General features: G+C 67.8%; 9 protein-coding genes. 2 read left to right on the top strand and 7 right to left on the bottom strand.

Annotated elements, in window-relative coordinates; translation table 11 throughout:
• Positions 1-295 precede the first annotated feature (295 nt).
• From ABEA46_RS09665 to ABEA46_RS09690, 6 genes are all read right to left on the bottom strand, one after another.
• Positions 296-10,261, bottom strand: coding sequence for a VWA domain-containing protein (locus ABEA46_RS09665; protein ID WP_345544224.1), 9,966 nt, complete (start codon positions 10,259-10,261; stop codon positions 296-298).
• Between the two features lie 320 nt (positions 10,262-10,581).
• Positions 10,582-10,800: an Rv0909 family putative TA system antitoxin gene (locus ABEA46_RS09670; RefSeq protein ID WP_345544225.1), complete on the bottom strand. Its 219-nt coding sequence runs from the start codon at positions 10,798-10,800 to the stop codon at positions 10,582-10,584.
• Between the two features lie 76 nt (positions 10,801-10,876).
• Complete coding sequence (locus ABEA46_RS09675; protein WP_345544226.1) at positions 10,877-11,377, bottom strand: VanZ family protein; 501 nt, start codon at positions 11,375-11,377, stop codon at positions 10,877-10,879.
• Complete coding sequence (locus ABEA46_RS09680; RefSeq protein ID WP_345544227.1) at positions 11,374-13,224, bottom strand: DUF4012 domain-containing protein; 1,851 nt, start codon at positions 13,222-13,224, stop codon at positions 11,374-11,376. The genes ABEA46_RS09675 and ABEA46_RS09680 overlap by 4 nt, the downstream gene beginning before the upstream one ends.
• 47 nt (positions 13,225-13,271) lie before the next feature.
• The gene (locus ABEA46_RS09685) at positions 13,272-14,714 is read right to left on the bottom strand and encodes a sugar transferase (protein WP_345544228.1); all 1,443 of its coding nucleotides are present in this window, start codon (positions 14,712-14,714) and stop codon (positions 13,272-13,274) included.
• Between the two features lie 152 nt (positions 14,715-14,866).
• Entirely contained in the window at positions 14,867-16,033 is a 1,167-nt protein-coding gene (locus ABEA46_RS09690) for a nucleotide sugar dehydrogenase (RefSeq protein WP_345544229.1), read from the bottom strand.
• Positions 16,034-16,079: 46 nt separating this feature from the next.
• Here ABEA46_RS09690 and ABEA46_RS09695 point away from each other — a divergent pair, with 46 nt between their 5' ends.
• Both ABEA46_RS09695 and ABEA46_RS09700 read left to right on the top strand, forming a co-directional pair.
• Positions 16,080-18,416 carry a glycosyltransferase gene (locus tag ABEA46_RS09695; RefSeq protein WP_345544230.1) on the top strand — a complete coding sequence of 779 codons (2,337 nt, stop codon included), beginning with the start codon at positions 16,080-16,082 and terminating at the stop codon, positions 18,414-18,416.
• Between the two features lie 187 nt (positions 18,417-18,603).
• Positions 18,604-20,349, top strand: coding sequence for an alginate lyase family protein (locus ABEA46_RS09700; RefSeq protein WP_345544231.1), 1,746 nt, complete (start codon positions 18,604-18,606; stop codon positions 20,347-20,349).
• 18 nt (positions 20,350-20,367) lie between these two features.
• Here ABEA46_RS09700 and ABEA46_RS09705 read toward each other — a convergent pair.
• The coding region (locus ABEA46_RS09705; RefSeq protein WP_345544232.1) for an acyltransferase at positions 20,368-20,856 on the bottom strand (489 nt) is incomplete at its 5' end.

Here is a 20,856-nt window from a genome sequence, read left to right on the forward strand (position 1 = left end):
CCCCAGAAGCGCGCACGAAAGTACGACGATTGAACATCACTTCACCCTTGGTCGTTACGACACAGGGCGCCCCAGATGAGGCCCCTCCCAATCACGCAACGGCAAGTGAAGGTTGAACGGCTGCTTCCCCAAGCGGTTCGGCATTCTCCCCAAACACGAGCCGAGACGTGTTCCCGGGGCTAAACGTAGGCCGCGCATCGCACCGCGTCAAGTAACGGCTCCGCAACGGCGCGGGAATGCCGCAAGGGGACGAGCCGTCGAAGACGGCCCGTCCCCTCGCGGGGACCTCATGCGATCAGAGCTGCGGCTTCGGCTCGCCGCGGCGGCGGCGCGACATGATCAGCACCGAGGTGCCGGTCAGCATCACCACGAGACCGAGGATGATCAGCGGCAGGGTCGCACCGCCACCCGTCGCCGGCAGCGCCGACAGCAGGACTGTGGCATCGTCCGAGTCGCGGCCCGGGTCGTCCGGGTCGCCGAACGTGTGGTAATCCACCACCGCCACGTTCGTGATCGTGTTCGCCGTCGACTTCGGGTTCACCGTCGCGTCCAGCGTGATCCGCGGAGCGACTGTCGCGCCACCGTTGTCGGAGTTGATCGGCTGCAGCGGCCCGAACAGCTCGCACGTGAGCGTTCCACCGTAGCCACCGGCATCCTGACCCGCCACCTCGCACGACTGCCAGTTCGGGAACGCGTCCGCGTCGCCCTTGCCCGGCCAGTCGACCGCGGTGATCTTGATGTCGGCCGGGATGGTGTCGGTGACGACCACGCCCTCGGCGGCCGCGTCATCGCTCACGTTGGCCACGTCCATCGTGTACCGGAACGACTTGCCCGGCTCCGTGTGCTCCACGCTCGCCGTCTTCTCGACCTGCACCTCGGTGTGGCGCGCGACGAAGCACTGCGGCGTCGCGGCCGGGTACGAGGTCGAGAAGGTGAGCGTCGGGTTCACCGTGAACGTGATCTCGGTGTTGAGGCGCCACGAGTAGTCGAGCTCGCTCGGGTCGAGGATCAGTCCGTTGAACACGAACTGCGCCTGCTGCTCGGGCGTCATCACCGTCGTGGTCCCCGGCAGGTAGTACTGCAGGGGGCTCGTGCCCGGGACGATGTCGCTCGCCTGGATCGGCCGCCATCCCGGGTAGTCGATCGACACACCGGACGGTGTGAAGGCCGACCCCACCCACGGGATCTCGTCGCTCCAGGTCGTGCCGCCGTTGTCGGACAGCTCGACCTGTGCCGGAGAGGTCTCCGGCGTGACCGCGCTGTTGACGGGCTTCCACAGGAAGTTGACCGGCTCGTCCGCCAGAGACGCCGACTTGGTGACGACCCAGCCGAGGTACGGCGCGTCGGCGACGCAGCGGGTGTAGACGAGAGCCGCGATATCACGGGTCGGCGTCGTCACCTCGTCACAGTCGTTCGTCGGGTCGCTGTCGTGATCGGCCGAGACGCACGCCTCGTTGAGGATGTCGTCCAGCGGCGTCGGCGGAGCCGGCGGCTCGTCGTCGCCGATCACCTCGGGCAGCGTCGCGGAGGTCGTGGGCGGCAGGAACTTCACCTGCACCACGATCTTCGCGCTCGCGCCGACCGCCAGCGTCGGGATGCGCACCGTCAGCGTGTTGTCGTCATCGACGAACGCGGGCGCGTTGTCGTTGCTCCAACCTGCCGGCAGCGTCAGCCCGGTCACCTCGAGGCGCTCGTGCAGCGGGTCGCTCACGACCACGTTCTCGGCATCCCGGGTTCCGTGGTTCGTGACGGTCAGCTCGTAGTCGAACACCGTGCCCGGGTCGATCGATCCCTCCTCAGGAAGGTTGGTCGCCGTCTTCTCGATGCCGACGTCGTCGAAGTGCACCGTCTGGCACGCGTCGTCGCGGTCGACATACTCGCCCGAGCGGATGACTGCCTCGTTCCAGACGAAGTAGCCGCCCTCCTGAGCCTCGAAGCACGTACGCGGCTGCTCGGTGGTCGGCGGTCCGGAGACCTTGACCGTCGCCGAGACGACGTAGGTGTGCACCGGGCCGTCCGGCGTCAGCGTGCCCGCCGGGACGATCGTCCACTCGCCCTCGCCGTTCCACGTGGCTCCGGATGCCGGAACCGCCGGGGTCGCCGCGTCCGCCGCCTCTGCGGTCCAGTCGCCGACCAGGTCGACGCCGTCCGGCAGAGTGGGCGCGTCGGTGAGCGTGTAGCCCACTTCGGCCGGCTTCGGATCCGCATCCGTCTCGGGGTACGTGACAGTCACGACGTACGAGATGTTCTGCGTCCCGTCGTCGTTCTGCGTGTACGCACCCGCCGACTTCTGGACGTTCGGGAACACCGGTTCGGCACAGGTGTGCACGTCGGTGCGCTGGCCGCCGCTGCGCAGCCACGCCGTGTTGAGGAAGCCGCCGAACGGCCCTTCGCCCTCTTCACATGTCGTGTTGCCTTCGCTGATGGCGTCGGCCGTGACGTCCGCCTTCACCGTGACGGTGTAGGTGTGCGTCGCACCCGCGGTGATCGCCTTGCCGCTCGCGATCGATGCCGACCAGTCGGAGTCGTCGAAGGCGACGTCCGTCTGCCCCTCACCGCTCCAGGTGGCCGAGTCGATGTCGATGCCGTCGCCGAAGTCCAGCTGATCGTTCAGGCTGTACTTCGCCGACAGACCTTCCGGGTTCTCCGGCGTGCCGGCTGCTGCGAGCGACGCCGTCAGGCTGTAGACGACCGTCCACTGCCCGCTCGACGGGTCCTGGGTCGACGAGGTCACGGTCTTCGCGACGGTCGGGTAGACCGCCTCCTTGACCGGGATGCAGGCGGTGCCGTCATCGACCTGGTCCTCGCCGACGTACAGGTAGGCCGCGTTGTAGTAGCCGTACCCCGGTCCCTCGCTGCACTTCAGCTCGTTCGCCGGCACCGGCTGGTCGACCGTCGCCTTCCAGGTCACCGTCCACACCTGCGTCTCGTTCGCGCCGAGCGCCACCGGGTCGTCGGGGAACGACTGCCCGGACTCGATCGGGATCGTCGCGCCGCCCGCGGGCGTGGTGCGCTGCGCGGTCCCGTCGCCGAGCGTGATGCCCGACGGGAAGCCCGGCACATCGGTCAGCGTGTAGAAGGTGTCGAACCCGCTCGGGTTGACCGTCAGCTGATACGTGACCGTCCAGCTGTCGGGGTCTCCCGGGTCCTGCGTGGCACTGGTCGCCGTCTTGTCGATCGTCGGCAGGGCCGGCTCCGAACAGTCGTCGACCGGGTGCAGCACACCGGCGGAGGTGATGATCGCCGTGTTGAGGAAGCCGCCCGACGGGTCTTCGTCATCGGGGTAGCAGCCCAGCGTGTCGCCGTCCCAGGCCTCGGCCGGCACTGTCGCGTGCACGGTGACCGTGTAGGTCGCCGTCCCGGTCGTCTCGGTCTTGGGCGCGAGCGTCGCGTCGGTCGCGATGTCGGCGGTCCAGTCGTCACCGGCGTTCACGAAGGGCACGTCGGTTCCGCCGGGGCCGGTCCACGAGGCATCCTGCACCTCGATGTCGCCGCCGAACTCGAGCTTGTCCGTCACGCTGTACGTCGCGGGCGCCTCGGTCGACGTGTTCGTCACGACGATGTCGTACGTGATCGTCCACGTGCCGTCCTCGCCCTGCGAGGTGCTCGTCACCGTCTTGGACTGCTCGGTGGCCGGCCGCACGATCGTGATGCAGTCGTCGGACTCGTTGCCGCCGATGCCGTTCGTGATGACCGAGTTGTTCCACAGGCCGTTGCCCTCGGCCTCGCAGTCCAGCACGCTGTCGGGCACGGATGCCGCGATCTTGACCTTCAGGACGACGAGGTACACGTTCTCGGAGTTCGCGAGCAGGTGCCCGGTTCCGAGCGGCTTGGCGTGGTCGTTCACCCACTCCGAGCCGACGACGCCGACGTTGCCGGTGCCGATCGAGTCGAGCGAGGCCGCCCAGGCGCCGACCGGAGTGACTCCCGCGGGAAGCGCCTGCGGGGTGTCGTTGACGGTGTACTGCAGCGCGGTGCCCGTCGGGTTGTAGACCTTCACCTTGTAGGCGAGCGTCCACTCGCCGGTGGCGGCATCCTGAACAGCAGCCACACCGGTCTTCTCGACCTTGGGGCTCGTCGGGATGCCACAGCCGTCGTCCGTCGCAGTACCACCCGGGTAGGTGACGGTGGCCACGTTGTAGAAGCCGCCGCCGGGGTTCTCACCCTCGGTGGTGCACGTGAGCGCCGTGTCGGGATCGAAGTCGGCCGTGTCGACGGTGGCCTTCACCGTGTACACCCAGACCGTCGAAGCGCCGCCGGCCAGCACGCCGGCAGGTACGCCGGGGATGCCGCCCTGTGTCCACTCCTCCGAGCCCGGAACGACGTCGAAGCTCGAGTCGAACTGCGGGGTGTCGGTCAGCGCGTACGCCGCCGTGAGCGTCGGGTCGAGGTTCGTCACCGTGATCTGGTACGCGAGGACCCATTCGCCGTCGACGTTCTGCGCGACGGCGGCGTCGGACTTCTCGATGCCGACCTTCGGCAGCCGGATGCCGTCGCACGCGTCGTCCTCATCGCCGCCGACGCCGTTCGTGACCGTGGCCGTGTTCCACACGCCCGTGCCCGGCTCGTCGCCGCACACGAGGTCCGACGCCTTGACGTCGTTCGACAACGTGACCTGCGCGGTGATGGTGAACACGTGCGAGGCGCCTGCCGGCAGTGTGCCCGTGCCGACGAGGGTGTTGCCCGCGCCGTCGAACGCGGTGCCGGGTGCGGCGAACGTGCCCCCGTCCAGGTCGGCCGGTCCCTCGGCGGTCCACACCGCGCCGGTCACGCCGGCGGGCAGTGCCGCCGGGGTGTCGGTCAGCGAGTACCAGAGCGGGATGGTGCTCGGGTTCGTCACCGTCACGGTGTAGCCGAGCAGCCAGTCGGTGCCCTGCTGGGTGATCGTCGCCGAGTCCTTCACGACCTCGGGCGAGGCCGGCCGGGCACAGCCGTCGTCGGTCTTGGAACCGCCGGGGTAGACCACCTTGGCGATGTTGTGGAACGCCCCTCCCTCACCCGGGACGCATTGCAGCGACGGTGCCGGCGACTCATCGCTCGGCGGGATGTACGCGGCCACGATGCGGTAGACGTACTCGTCCGACCCGCCCGCCTCGATCGGGGTGTTCGCCGCCGGCGCGGTGCCCTGCCAGGCGCCGCTGACCAGGCCCCACCCGTTGCCGAGGTCGGGCTCGTCACTCAGCGTGTAGACCGTGCCGGTGGTCGGGCTGGAGTTCGTCACCGTGACGGTGTAGTCGATCTGCCAGTTGCCGCCGTCCAGCTGCGTGACGGTGCCGTCGGTCTTCGAGACGCTCACCGGGGGCAGGACGACCGTGACGCAGCCTTCGGCGTCCGTCGCCACATCACCCGACACGACCCGCGCCTTGTTCACAAGGCCGCCCTGCGCCGCGCAGTCACCGATGCTGGTGGCATCCGTCGACGGAAGCAGCGTACCCGTCACCTTGTAGACGTAGCTGGTGTTCGCGGGGAGCGGGCCCTGCCAGAGCAGACCGCCGCCGCCGGGCGCCCAGGTCGCCGAGACCGGGGCCGGTGCCGGAGCGACCTCCGTCACGCGCCAGTTGCCGCCGTCGCTGGTGAGCGTCCAGCCGGCCGGCACCGCCGGAAGCGTGTCGATGAGGTTCACCTGCAGCGGGAGCGTGGCGCTCGGGTTGGTCACGGTGATCGTGTACTCGACGTTGAACGAGCCGTCCGCGTTCTGCGGCGCCGGGTTGGTGCCCTGCTTGGCGATCGTCGGGAACGCGGGCTCCTTGCACGCGTAGGACGTGCCCGCCGGAGTGGTGCCGGTGCGCGTGAACAGGTCGGTCCGGTTGGCGAAGCCGCCCGGCTCCGGGATCACGCACTTCCACGCGTCGCCGTCGGCGACGCTGTCGGCGATCGTGATGCCCGTCACGTGGATGACGAACACCTGGGTGTTGCCGGCGCCCGCGGGCACGGTTCCCGTCGCGAGCTGCGGCTGCGCCGCACCGTCCCAGCCGGGGGTGAGCGTCGATCCGGGTGCGCCGGAGTTGTCGACGGTCGCGGTGCCGACGGTGATGCCGGCGCCGAACAGGAATGTGTCGTTCACCTTGTAGGCGTACGAGCCGGTCGCCGAGTTGTTGGTGACCGTGACGGTGTAGTCGATCGACCACTTGCCGTCAGGCTGCTGGACGGGGGCGGATGCCGTCTTGGCGATCGATCCCGTCGCGTCGGTGTCGTTGTTCACCACGCGGCAGGTGACGTTCGTCGCGAGCGGCACCTTGACGGCACCGTCCGTGAGCGCCACCGGCGTCTGCGTGCCGGTGACGACACACGACCACGCGCCGTCCTGCGCGTAGCCGGACGGACCGGACTCGCTGAGGATGTAGGCACGACCCGCGACCACCTGGCCGCTGATCGCGGCGAGCAGCGGGTCGCCGCCCACCTGCGTGCCGGTGCCGTTGATCGGGGTGTCGCTGTTGGCCTCGTTCTTCGCCGTCAGCGTCCACTGGTCCGCCGCAGCCGAGCCGCCGCCGTCGTTGACGACCTTCTTCTCGAGCGTCAGCGTCGGCTTCTGCGACGTGTTGGTGAACGTACAGGTGACGTTCTGGCCGTTGCCGATGGTGACCGTCGGGTTCGCGAGCGACGTGCCGCCCGTCGAGCACACGAGGTTCGTGAGCTGGTAGCCGGCGAGCTGGTTGATCTCGGCGAGCGTGAACGTGCCCGCGGCGACGTCCTTGGTCTCGTTGTGGTTGAACGTCAGCGTCGTCGCGCCGAGTGTGGCGGTCAGGTGCTGGTTCCAGTCCGCAGCGGCCTTGTCGCCGCCGTTCGCGTTGTCGACCACCTTGACCAGGGTCAGGTGTCCCGGCTGGTCGTCGTTCGTGAACGTGCAGGTGACGTCGTCGCCCGGCTTGAGGGTCAGCGTCGGAGCCGCCTTCGTCGTGTTCGGGTAGCCCGTGCACGAGAGTGTGGTCCAGTCGTAGCCGCTGGGCCCGTTCGCTTCGGCGAGCGTGTAGACGTCGCCCGCGGCCACGGTGCCGTTGACACCCGTCTGCCCGCTCAGGTTGGGGCCCTCCGACGAGGTCGCCGTCAGCGTCCATGCCGTGTCGGGCGCCGTGCCGCCGTTGTTCTTCACGACGATCTTCTTCAGCGTGAGCTTGGGAGCGATGTCGTCGTTCACGATGCGGTACGTGCCTGTGCTGCTGGCCGGGACCGTCACGTCCCACCCGGCGACGTCGACCCAGTTCACGCCGTCGAACCGCTGCAGCTTCACCTGCTGGTATCCGGCCACGCCGGTCTCGCTGATCGTGTAGGTGTGGTTCGGGCGCACCTGGATGGTGTTCGCCGAGCTGGCGCTGCCGGCACCGGCGACCGTGGTCGCCACGAGGCCGCTCAGAGCCGCCGGCGTCGCCTTCAGGTTCCAGTCGCTGGGCACCGCGGCACCGCCGTTGTCGTTGACGACCTCCTTCAGCAGCACGAGGCTTGCGGTCTGGTTGATCGCCTCGCACTCGACATGCTGGCCGAGCTGCACCGTCACACCGCCGTTGAGTCCGTCGTACTCGGTGCCGCGGCTCCCGTTCGCGTTGAGCAGGTAGCAGTGCCACGATCCGGTCGAACCCGGCCGCGGGTTGGCGCCCGCCACGACCTCCTGCGTGTAGCGGGGGTCACCGCCCGATTCGGCGAGCGTGTAGATCACGCCCGGTGTGACGTTCACCAGCGCCGTCGGCGACGTGGCGTTCGGCCCCGGGAGCGATCCACCAGGACCGGTGCCGGTGAGGGTCCACGTGGTCGGGTCGGCCGTGCCGCCCACGACCTTCTTGGTGAGCTTGAGCTGCGTGGTGCACGTCACGGTGTTCGTGATCGTGACCACGTTCGGGTTCGGCGTCGACGTCATCGTGTGCGAGCCGGTGCCGGTTGCCGTGTTCGTGCAGAACGGCGGCAGACCGGTCACGGTCTCGGCGATCGCGACGGCCGCGCCGACGTCATAGGTGTACGACGTCCCGAAGTTACGGTTCTGGCCGTCCAGTGTCAGCTGCGCCGCACCGAAGGGCTGTGAGCCGTTGTTGTAGGTCGTGCCGTTGATGACCCACTTCTTCACCACCTGCAGGTCGACCTTGGGATTCGGCGCCTGGTTGTAGACCGTACAGGTGACGATTCGCCCACCGGTGGCGTTCGCGGTGAAGCCGAGGCCGTCGGAGCCCACGTTGGTGACCGTGACGTCCTGTCCGAGGTCGTTCTTGCAGACCGCGTTCTTGCCGCCCTGCGGCGCCGGCGTGTAGCCCGCCTGGTTCACCTCAGAGATCGTGACCGACGAGGTCTGCCCCGACGTCAGGCCCGAGACCTTGAAGCTCACGGCACCGGACTGGTTCGTCTGGCCGCTCGAGGGGGTCACCGTGCTGCCGCTGTTCGAGGCGTTGAACGTCCAGCCGGGCGTCGGCGTCGCGTTGGCGACGGTGCCGCCGTTCGGGATCACCATCTTGGTGACGTTGATCGTGCTCTCGCACTGGCCCTTGGCCAGGTTCTGAAGGAAGGCCGCCAGCGCCGAGTAGTTCGCGACCAGGTAGTAGTCGCTGTTCACGGTCGGACCCGAGATCGCCTGCAGGTTCGCCTCGGCGCCGCTGACGCCGATGCCGACCGGCACGACGCGCGTGCCGAGGTTCTTGACCGAGTTCGACGAGAACACCGCGTTCTCGACCTCGCGGAAGCGCGAGAAGTTGCCGGGGCCCTCGGCGTTGGGTCCGTAGACCGTCGGCGTGCCGTCGGTCAGCATCAGGAGGACGTCGACCTTGTTGGCCGCGTCGCCCGCGACCTGCCAGAGACCCTGGTCCCAGTTGGTCGCGCCGTTGTCGCCGCCCGGGCGCACCAGGCCGTTGATCTTGTTCTTCACGGTGGTCGCGCCGGCGTCGGTGGCGACCGACGTGAGACCGAGTGAGCCGTTGCTGCCGCCGCTCGCCGGGGCGCTCGACGCGAACGTCCACAGCGCGAGCGACGACGGCGTGCCCTTCAGCGCGTCGACGAAGCCGTTGGCTGCGTTCTTGAGCGACGTGAACTCGCCGTCGTCGATCGAGTTCGAGAGGTCGATGAGCAGGCCGACGCGGATGCCGCACGCCTGGAGGGCGGTCGGGTTGTTCTTGATGTCAGCCCAGAAGCCGCCCGAGGTGGTCGCGCCGTTTCCGGTGCCGACCTTGGGGTACGTCGTGTTGGAGCCTGCGGTCACCGTGTCGGAGCGGAAGCGGTAGGCGGTGTCGTCGGCGGGGTTGCCGACATTGAGCTGCGACACGCTGCTCCAGCCGGTCGGCGCCGTCTTCTCGACGATCCAGTACTGCGCGCCGCTGGGCACCGAGACCGAGCACCGTCCGTTCGCGGCGGTCGTGCACGAGCCGACGAGGTTGCCGGCGCTCGTGTCGGGTGCGGCATCCGTCCCGCCCTTGTAGACGTCGAACACCGCGTCCTGCAGGCCCGCGACGGTCTGGCCGCCGGTGCGCAGCCCGCCCTTCTGGATCGTGATGGTGCCGGGCTGGATGTAGGTCTGCGTGAATGTGCAGTCCGCGGCGCGGCCGCTGTTGTTCGGGAACTGCACGGTGCGGTTGTTCTGGCTGACGCTGACGTTGCCGCCCGACGTGGTGCACGAGAACGAAGTCGTGTAGTTGCTCTGGGTGGCGCCGGATGCCGTCGCCGAGAGCGTGTAGGTGGCGTTGCGCGGTACCGCCCGCTGCTGGCCGTTCGTGAACGCGTACTCGTCGGTCGTGCTGTTGCGCGTGGCCAGCAGCGCCCAGTCCGCCGCCGTCGCGGTGCCGCCGCCGGTGTTGACGACGTTGACGCGCATCGTCAGGTTGGAGCAGTTCGTCGTACAGTCCGCGGCGACGAGGGCCAGCGGCGCGACGAGGCTCGAGTCGGGCGCGGCCGAACGCGACTGCGGCTTCTGCGTGACGGCGTCCGTCCCGTCCGTGGCCTCGTCGGTCTTCTCCGGCGCCGGCTCGGTCTTCTCAGGTTCGGAAGCCGGCTCGGACTTCTCCGGCTCGGGCGCCGGAGCCGGCTCGGTCTTCACAGGTTCAGGGGCCGGCTCGGACTTCTCCGGCTCGGCGGCGGGGTCGGTCTTCTCCGGCTCGGCGGCCGGGTCGGACTTCTGAGGTTCCGGATCCGTGGTGGCGGCATCCTTCGCGGCGTCGCCCGTGTCGGTCGACTCGGTCGCCGACGTCGGCGCCGGCGTCTCGTTCGCCAGCGCCGGCGACATACCCGCGAAGATCAGCGCGCCCGAGAGAAGCGTCGCGATACCGCCGGCATACCACCGGTGCCGTATCGTCAACCGGCGATCGCGCTCCCGAGCCGCTCGCAGGCTGCGCCGGATTCCCGTGCGCGCTGAACCATCATTTCCCCAGTACCCAGACATCAAGGTTCCCCTTCTCGCTGATGTCAGCTCAAGGGGACCCCGATTTCCCGGTCGGACTCCCCAAGTGTGCGTTCCCTCCGGTGCTAACTCCCCAGTCGCACCGGACGCACATAGCCCACGGTCAAGCTATCGGCGATGCGAGGGCGACGTCAAGCACCCCGACCGCGCGCAGATCATGATCCGCTCAGGAAACGCAGAAGCGGCCCGGGTCGCCCCGGGCCGCTCCTGACACTCATTCACTTGTCGCCGACGGCTCCGTCGATGTTGTCGCGCACACTGTCGATCGTCCCGTCGTGCTCGTCGGGGAGAACCTTCTTCGCAAGGTCGGACGCACCGTCCAGCACCTTGTCGCTGATGCCTTCGGCCTGCTCGGACTTCAAGAAGTCGTCGATCTTGTCCTTGTTCTGCTCGTAGAGCTCTTTGCCCTGGTTGACCAGGTCGTCGAATCCGCTCATGCTGGCTCCGTCTCTCGCCCCGAGTGCGGCGTCAAGACACATTCTGTCGGGAACGGATGCCGCGACGAAACCCCCGCTATGCCCACTCCCGCGCGCGCTTCTGCGCCTCGTGGCGTTCGATGACCTTCTCGTCGCGCGCCTTGACCACGGCGCGGATGAGGACTGCGAAGAGCACACCGATGGTCGCGCCGATGGAGTTCGCGATCACGTCGTTGATGGTCGACACGCGAGCATCGAGCAGGTAGTGCTGCGCGAGCTCGATGCACGCCGACAGCGCGGGTCCGAGCAGGAGCGCGAGGGGCCACCAGCGCAACGGCACCATCAGCGCGAACAGGAACCCGACCGGGATGAACAGCAGAACGTTCGAGAACGACTCGATGAACGTGTAGTCGATGAAAGTCGGCACGCCGCGTTCGTGCAGCTCCGAGATGGCGCGATCGAGCAGGCTCTCGATGGGCGCGTCGATCGGGCTCGGCCAGAACACCATGAACGCGAGGAACGCGCCGTAGCCCAGCAACATCATCACGATGATGGTGTGCCGCGGGCCGCTCGTCGAGGGCAGCCGGTCGCTCGTCATTTCGCCGCCGGGAACAGGGCGGTGCAGGACGCGTCGATGGTCACCGGGGTCTGGGTCACGGTCGGAGAGTAGCGCACCTCGAGCGGCCCGAGTTCGCCTTCCGGAAGCTGCGTGGTGAACGACACCGTCTTCGTCTCGCCCTTCTTCAGCAGCATCGTGCGGCTGGAGAGCGGATGCCCGTTCTCGGCGCCGTCGCGGTTCCACTTCTTGACATCGCCGTCGGCCGGATTGATCGCGGTGATCGTCGACCCGGGGGGTGCGACGTACAGCGTGTCGAGGATCATCGTCGTGCGAGGCAGGTTCATCGACGGGTTGCGGTAACCGAGCCGGTACCCGCTCATGTCGCTGCCCGGCACCGTCGACGTCATCGTCAGCGAGGTCGTCATGGTGCGCGTGGCCGCGTCGCAGGTGACGGCGAGCGAGGTCGAGAGGAAGTACTCGAGCTTGCTGTACGACGAGTTGTTCAGGTAGATGCCGACCTGCGTCGCCTTCGTGTTGTCCGCCGTCAGGGCGCCGTCGATCTTGAGGTCGACCGCCAGTGCGTTCTCATCCTCTCGCGGGAACCAGGCGTAGATGCGGTCCTCATCGACGGAGCGGGTGAGCTGGTCGATCATGTCGGTCGGCGACCACGAGCCGCTCGCGATCTTGTCGAAGACCCGCGAGGCGACGTCGGCGAAGTATGCGTCCGCGGCGAGCCCGTTCGTCCCGAACTTCTCGTACGTGTCGTTCAGCAGAAGCTTCACGGCGTTGTCGGCGTTGATCTCGGATCCGTCCTCGAGCGGGACGGGGCCGGTGGCCTTGAGCATGTACGACAGTGCGACGGGATCCATCGAGATGACCCCGTCGATCTGGGAGTCGTTCGTCTGCGTCCACAGCTGCGAGAACATCTGCGCCGTCGTGGGGAAGTCGGGGGTGCGCGTGAAGTTCTGCGCGTTCTTGGTGAAGTCCCATTCGTACAGCGCGAGCGTCTCATCGGGCAGGTCGGAGCGCAGTCGCCCGGTCACCCCGGCGTTGTAGAAGTCCTCGACCGAGTCGTCTTCGACCTTCTCGATCTTGCCGTTCTCGGCGTGGATCAGGGTCGACGTCGCGGCGTTGCCGCCCGTCGCGCGGATCTCGGCGTTGTTCTGGAACACCACGAGATAGTTGCGCGGCCCCTCGGACCCGGCCATGCGCAGCGCGATCGGAAGCACCTTCTCGACGGTGTCGAGCATCGGCCCGGCCTGGTCGACGACCGAGATGAGCTGGCCGACGGCATCGTCGACGACGGGGAGCAGGGCGCCGCGGTCGATTCCCGAGACCTTCGCCTGCGCGCTCGCGAGGACCGTCTTGATCTGCGGCAGCGTCTGCTGCGCCTGCTGGAAGGGAGCGAGGTTGATGCCGCCGCCCTCGACCTTGAGCTTGTCGGGCGACATGATGCCGAGCAGCTCGATACCTGAAGGCAGAGCGTCGCGGACGATGATGTGCGTGGCCTCGGTGGCACTGCGGACCGCGGCGATGTTGACACCGACGACCGGGAGAGCGGATGCCACATCCCACAGCGGCCCCTCCACCGTGGCGTCGGCCTTCGTCGTGAGCCGCAGCGCCTCTGCGCCGATCGCCTGCATCTGCTCGGCGTCGCCCTTCTTGTAGGCATCCGTGAGCGATCCCAGCTGAGACTTCGCGGCCATCAGGTCGTCGCGCACGCCGAGCGCCTGCGACGCGAAGATCCCACCGACGCCGGCGATCGCGCCCAGGATGACGAAGACGCCCAGCAGCACCCACGGCCAGCGCCGTCGACGCTGCGGCGCCGGGGCGTGGTTGCCGGCGCGACCTTCGCGGAAGCGACCGGGAGTGGGCTTGGAAGACACCAGAGGATGCTACCGGGCAGGGCCTGTGACGAAGCCGAGAGACGCGCTCAATGCGCCGTCTCACCAGGGACGACGACGGCCTTGATGGTCCGGAAGAGGATCTGGATGTCTTGCGTGAACGACCAGTTCTCGACGTAGTAGAGGTCGAGGCGGATCGAGTCCTCCCACGAGAGCTTGGATCGCCCGCTCACCTGCCACAGCCCGCTCATCCCCGGCTTGACCAGCATGCGGCGGTGTGCGTCGTCATCGTAGAGCGCCACTTCGGCGGCACGCTGCGGCCGGGGCCCGACGAGGCTCATCTCCCCGAGGAACACGTTCACGAGCTGGGGCAGCTCATCGATCGAGTGCTTGCGGATGAAGTACCCGACGCGGGTGATGCGCGGGTCGTCCGTGACCTTGAAGAGCGGCCGGTTCGTGGTGCCCTGGACATCGAGCAGGCTCGCGAGCTGATCGTCGGCGTTGGCGACCATCGAGCGGAACTTGAGCATGCCGAACTCCCGGCCGCCCCGTCCGACCCGCGTCTGCCGATAGAAGACGGGACCGCTCCCGTCGACGCGGATCGCGACGGCGGTGACCAGCATGAGTGGTGAGAGCAGCACCAGCAGCAGGGCCGAGCCGAACAGGTCGAACGCCCGCTTCGACACGCGCTTGTAGCCCTCAAGGGTCGGGAAGTCGATGTGGACCAGTGGCAGTCCGGCGACCGGGCGCGAATGGATACGCGGGCCGGCGACGTCGGTGACCGTCGGGGCCACGACCCAGTTGACGTCGCGGTCGGCCATCTCCCAGCCGAGCCGGCGCATGGTCTGCGGGTCGAGCTCGTCGGAACCCGTCACGATCAGCGTGTCGGCGCCGGCCTGTTCGACGGCACTGCCGGCATCCGCGAAGTCCCCGAGCACCGGGAGCTGACCGACCATGCCGTGGCCACCCTGCGTGAGGGCGCCGATCAGGACGTAGCCGGAGTCGGGCGCCCGCTCGATCTGGCGCGCGATGTGGGCGATCTTGGACCGCTCCCCCACGACGACTGCCCGGTAGACGTAGCTGCCCCGCCGTTGCCGGCGACGCAGCCACAGCCGCCACAACCACCGTGAGAACACGAGGGCGGCGACGCCGATCGGCAGGGCGATGACGAAGATCGAACGCGCGATCTCGATGCGGGCGAAGAAGGCGACGACGATCACGAGCGCGAACACGATCACCGTCGCGTTGACGATCCGGCGATACTCGGTGATGCCCTGGCCGATCATGTGACGATCGCGCGTGTCGATCACGTCGAGCGACAGCAGCCACACGACGCCGAGCAGGATGAGGAACACCCAGTAGGGGATGGTGGGTCCTGACGGCCAGGCCACCGGCTGGCTCAGCTGTTCGAGCGCGAGCAGGCCGTAGATCGTCAGGGTCGCGGCAACGACCAGCGCGTCGGAGTAGAACAGCCGGCTGGCGTAGCGACGCGGCCAGTCGGCGTCGCGGGTTGATCGTGAGGTCTCAGTCATCGCACGGGGGGACGTTCGCCCTTGCGGGGCGTGAAGCGACGGGTTGGCGGCCGAACGGCGTCGGTCGGTGTCGCCAAGGACACCGCGTGAAGCCTACCAAAGCAACCGGACACGGCGTTCCGCTGCATGTGGCGCGTCACCTCACGGCCGGATCAGTCCCGGCCGTAGATGTCGCGCGTATAGACCTTGTGCGCGACATCGGCGAGCACATCGGTCGATCGGTTGGCGATGATCACGTCAGCGCGCGTCTTGAACTCGTCCAGGTCGCGCACGACCTCGGAGTGGAAGAAATCGTCCTCTTCGAGGGACGGCTCGTAGACCACGACGTCGACGCCCTTGGCTTTGATCCGCTTCATGATGCCCTGGATCGAAGACGCCCGGAAGTTGTCAGAGCCCGACTTCATCACGAGTCGGTAGACGCCCACCGTCCTGGGCTCGCGGGCGAGGATGTCGGCTGCAACGAAGTCCTTGCGCGTCCGGTTGGCGTCGACGATCGCCGCGATCAGGTTCTGCGGCACCTCGGAGTAGTTGGCGAGCAGCTGCTTGGTGTCCTTGGGAAGGCAGTAGCCGCCGTAGCCGAACGACGGGTTGTTGTAGTGCGAGCCGATGCGGGGGTCGAGTCCGACGCCCTCGATGATCTGCCGCGCGTCGAGCCCGTGGACGGCTGCGTACGTGTCGAGCTCGTTGAAGTAGGCGACCCGCAGTGCCAGGTACGTGTTGGCGAAGAGCTTGATGGCCTCGGCCTCGGTCGAGTCCGTCAGCAGCACCGGCACGTCGGTGTCGATCGCGCCTTCGAGCAGCAGGTCGGCGAAGCGCCGGCCCGCCGCCCCGCGATCGCCGACGACGATCCGCGACGGGTGCAGGTTGTCATAGAGCGCGCGTCCCTCGCGCAGGAACTCCGGCGAGAAGACGATCGTGGCCCCGGGGTGCTCCGATCGCACGCGCTCCGTGAACCCGACAGGCACCGTCGACTTGATGACGATCGTCGCGTCGGCGTTGACCGCCAGCACTCCGTCGATCACCGACTCGACCGACGACGTGTCGAAGAAGTTCGTCTCTTCGTCGTAGTTGGTCGGCGTCGCGACCACCACGACCTCGGCGCCCCGGTATGCCGCCTCGGCGTCGAGCGTGGCGGTGAGGTTCAGCTCGCGCGTGGCGAGGTAGTCCTCCAGCTCGACGTCGACGATGGGCGAGACGCGACGGCTCAGCAGCTCGACCTTGTGCGGGTCGACGTCGACGGCGACGACCTCGTGATGCTGAGCGAGGACGACGGCGTTCGACAGGCCCACGTACCCTGTGCCGACGATGGCGATCTTCATGGCGAAAGACTAACCGGGGCAAGGGCACCGAATAGAATCGAGGCCCATGTCGTCCGCTCCCCTGGTCTCGATCGTCCTCCCGGTCTTCAACGACGAGTCGACGGTCTCAGCGGCGATCGAGAGCGCGCTCGCCCAGACGCTCTCCGACGTCGAGGTGATCTGCGTCGACGATGCGTCCACCGACGGCACCGTGGCCGTGATCGAGTCGCTCGCCGCGCGCGACACGCGGGTCCGGCTCATTCGGCACGAGCACAATCTGACGGCGTTCCAGTCGCGTCGCACCGGCATTCTGGCCGCCGCTGCCGAGCACGTCCTCTTTCTCGACGGCGACGACGAACTGACAGTGGATGCCGCACGCCGAGCGCTCGACACGGCCCGTGCCGCGGACGCCGATCTCGTCGGCTTCGGCGTCGCTGTGGTCGACCGGCACGGCAGGACCGGTGGCACCTACGAGGGCCGGCTGCAGCCGGTCCATCGGTCGCTCGACGGCACCGGTGTGCTCTCGGGGCTCTTCCCCGTCGGCAGGGCTGCGCAGGGGCAGCTGTGGCGCTATCTGTTCCGCACGTCCATGCTCCGCGACGCATATGCGCTGCTGCCCGGCGACCTGACGCTCCCCCGCGTCAACGACCTGCCCCTCATGGTTCTCGTGGCCGCGCTCGCCACGAGCTACGTGTCGATCCCCGACCGGCTGTACGTCTATCACTTCGGTCGTGGCGGCAGCGGCCACGATGTCGACAGCGTCGAGCGGGCAGAGTTCTATGCGTCGGCGATCCGCTCGATCGACAGCATCCGTCCCGCCGTCGATGACCTGGCCCGCACCCATCCCGACCCGGCGCTGCTGGCCGAGTGCTTCGAGTCGGTGCGTCTGTCGATCATCGGCTATGTGTGCTCGCAGCTCATCACCCGCAGCGACGCCGCGGTGCTCGACGCCGCGCTGGCACACCTGCACACCGTCGCGCCCGCGCAAGACATCATCCATGCTGCGGCGCGCTTCTACCCGGCGACATTGACGACGCTGCGGTTTCACACCGCATGGCAGGGCCTCGGCGAACGGCCGGTGCGCAGCATCCTGCTCGCCACCTCGACGGTACGGACCGGGGGTGTCTCCGCCGTCATCGCGTCGCAGGCGCACTACCTGCAGCAGGCGGGCTACCGCGTCACCGTGGTGGCGCGCAACGGCGGCAACGACCTCGACGCAGTGCCCGACGGCGCCACGTTCGTCGAGATGACGGGTCGTGGCATCGTGGCACGGCTGGAGGAGTGGGCCGAGATCTGCCGCGCGCACGAAGTGGATCTGGTGATCGACCACCAGGTGCTCTACACCCGCTACTGGCCCGAGTTCGCGCTGATGGCTCGCGCCGAGGGCGCGGCGACGATCGGCTGGGTGCACAACTTCGTCGCTCGGCCGGTGTACGACGGCGACGACCGGCTGTCGCTCATCGAGCAGTGCAGCAGCACGCTCGCGCGCCTCGTGGTGCTCTCGCCCCTCGATGTCGCCTACTTCACACTCCGCGGCGTGACCCATACGTCGTACCTGCCGAACCCGCCGTCGCCTCTGCTGATCGAGTCCGCGGCGACGACCGTGACGAAGTCGTCACCCGCCGGAAGGCTGGAACTGGTGTGGTGGGGGCGGCTGGAGCAGCACACCAAGCAGGTGCTCGAGCTGATCGAGGTCGGAGTCCAACTCCAGCAGCTCGAGGTGGACTTCCGGCTCACCGTGATCGGGCCCGACTGGGACGACCTGACCGCCAAGAAGTTCAACGCCGAGTCCCGTCGGCGTGGTGTCGGCGACCGGGTGATCGCGGTCGGCCCGCGGCAGGGACGCGACCTGGTGGCCGCGATCGACGCCGCCGACGCATTCGTGACGACGAGCATCATCGAGGGCTATCAGCTCACGATCGCCGAGGCGCAGGCGCGCGGCCTGCCGGTGTTCATGTACGAGCTGCCGTGGCTCACCCTCGTACAGGGCAACGAGGGCATCGTGGCGGTGCCGCAGGGCGACGCGGCTTCGCTCGCGAGCGAGATCGCGCACCTCGTGGCCGACCCGGTGCGTTTCGAACGGCTGTCGGCCGCGTCGGTGGATGCCGCACGCCGAGCCCTCTCGTACGACTTCGCTTTCCTCTACCAGGGCGTGGTCACGGGGACGCTCCCGGCCGAGTTCTCACCCGAGCCCACGCTCGACGACGCCGCGGAGCTGCTGCGGCTCCTGGTGTTCTTCGCCGAGCGTGGCCGCGGGAGTGCGGGTGCCGGCTCTCGTGGCGGATCTGCACGCAGCGCGCGGCTGTGGGAGGCTGCAGCGCCGCTCGGTCGAGCGACGCTGCAGCGCTTCCCCGGCCTGCGCCCGCTGGCCCACAACATGAAGAAGCGGCTGCTCGGGCGCTGAGGCGACGGTGTGAACGTATCGACTCCGCGGCGCCTTGTGACCTGGCTCACAGGCGGACGCCGGTAGGGTCGGGATGGCCATCCCGCGACTGCGGGACCGACCATCGCACGGCCACTCCCCCGAGAGCATGAAGACCCGATCATCCCGACGCGTGCCCCGCGCTCGCAGGCGACCCTTGACGGCCCTCTTGGCCGTCCTTCTCGTCGTGATCGTCGTCTTTCCGCTGAATGGCGTCGTTGCTCAGGCCGCGTCGACGCCGAAGCCCACGCCGAGCCCGACGGCCACGTCGAAAGCCAAGGCCACCCCGAAAGCGACGCCGACTACCAAGGCAACACCGAGAACGACGGCAGCACCCAAGACGACGCCGACTCCGGAGCAGACCGCAGAGGCCGCGCCGGAGACCGAGCCCACACCGGATGCTGTCAAGCCGGTCGTGTCGTCGGCGGGCTTCACGCATCCCGGAGTGTTCGACAGCCTCGATTCGCTCGAGACATCGCGCAAGCACCTTTTCGCCGGCGACAAACCGTGGACCACGATCTTCCAGCAGCTGGTGTCGTCGCCGTATGTTGCTCGTGAGGCTCCCGACTTCTCGGAGTTCGCCTCGGCGGGCGCCGCCGACCCGCTGTCGTCGCGCTGCGGCCTCAAGGACGGCTCAGGCTGCGTCACCTACTGCGGGTCGTTCAGTGTGCCGGACATCGGCTGCACCGATGCCCGTCTGGATGCCCGCGCGGTCTATGCGCAGGCATTGATGTTCTGGTACACGGGCAACGCCGGCTACGCGCAACGTGCGATCGCCATCTTGAACGCGTACGCCAAGCATTTCAAGGGCAATACCGGCTCGAACGGGCCGCTCATGACCGCGTGGATAGGCGAGATCATGCTGCGGGGCGCAGAGATCCTGCGCTACACGTACACCCCCAACGAAGGTGACGAAGCCTTCGACGTCAAGGGATTCAGTGCGATGCTGCGCGCGGCGGCCGTTCCCACCCTGTCGTCCTTCGACTACGGACCTTACAACGGCAACTGGAAGCTGTCGGCCGCCGACAGCCTCATGAATACCGCAGTCTTCCTGGATGACCGGGAGTTGTACAACCGTGCGCTCGCGATGTGGCGAGAAGCGGTGCCGGCGTACATCTACGTGTCCGAAGACGGGCACCTTCCGTACTCACCGCCCAATTCTGCCGGACTTTACCAGACCACCGCGGATCTCAGCTGCTTCTGGTTGGCGAACCATAAGGGCGCGTGCCAGACGAAGCCGAAGACCGATCCAGGTGTCTCGTTCCAGAATGGGCAGGCGCAGGAATCGTGTCGCGACTTCGGGCACACGGCGCTCGGCCTGGGCGCCATCGTAAACGCCGCCGAGACGGCACACATTCAAGGCGACGACCTCTACGGCGAGCAACAGCATCGCATCATGTCCGGCGTCCTTTACGCCGTACAGGTGTCGCAGACCTACGAGGAAGAAGGCTGGCCGCGCGGCTTCTGCGGCGGAGCGACCGAGATGAGCACAAATCTCGCCTTGGCCAATCTCGCAGCGGACGTCGCGTACAACGCCTATTCGGTGCGGAAGGGTCTCACCTTCGGAACGGTCAGGATCCCCGGCTACAGCGCGTCATATCCCGACAAGGATCCGCTTTCATCCTTCATCGCCGCCAAACGGACCAAGAGCAACCCGGTCGGCGACGTCAGCGCGTGGGAGAGCTTGACGCATCACCTCGCCGACAAGCCCGTACCGGCCATCAAATACACGGAGCAGCCACCGGCGCCGACCCCGACTCCCACGATGACCCCAACACCCTCGTCGACACCGACACCACCCGTGACCGCCGCCGTGGGCGCGGCCCTGAGCGTCATGATCCCGATGGTCATCGTGGTCGTAGGCGTATCTTTCGCCGGCAGCTTCTACTTCTCACGCCGTCGATCACGGCGCTGACACGTCGGTCTGACGCGCTCACTTGCGGGGCGTTGCCCCGTTGTCGAGCGGAAACTCGTTTGTCCAATCGACGCCACGTCTGCGCACGGCCGCGGGGATCCCCGCCAGGAGCACGTGGGGTTCATCGAAGGCCTTGTTCACAACACTTCGCGCACCGATCACGGAGCCCGGCGCGATCCTCGCCTTGTTGAGGATGGCCACTTGATCGCCGACCCAGACATGGTCCCCGATCTCGATCCCGGCCTCGGGGTTGAGAAGCGTGCCCGTCTCGAGGTCCCAGAGGCCGTGATGGCTCGATCCGCGAACCGAGACGTGAGCGGCGAACAGACAATTCCGACCGATGCTGACCGATACCCCCGGCGTCAGCGGGCCGATGACATGCGTCGCCCCGTTGAAGATGGTCCCGTCACCGATCGACACAGATAGGGACTGCCCCGGGTTTGGTTGACGTCTGAACTTTGAGGATTCGTCCTCTCTGGAAGGATGTCCCAGTGACCAAGCCGTACC

Origin of the sequence: Microbacterium jejuense (genome assembly GCF_039544225.1) — a bacterium.
In the GTDB taxonomy this organism is placed as follows: domain Bacteria; phylum Actinomycetota; class Actinomycetes; order Actinomycetales; family Microbacteriaceae; genus Microbacterium; species Microbacterium jejuense.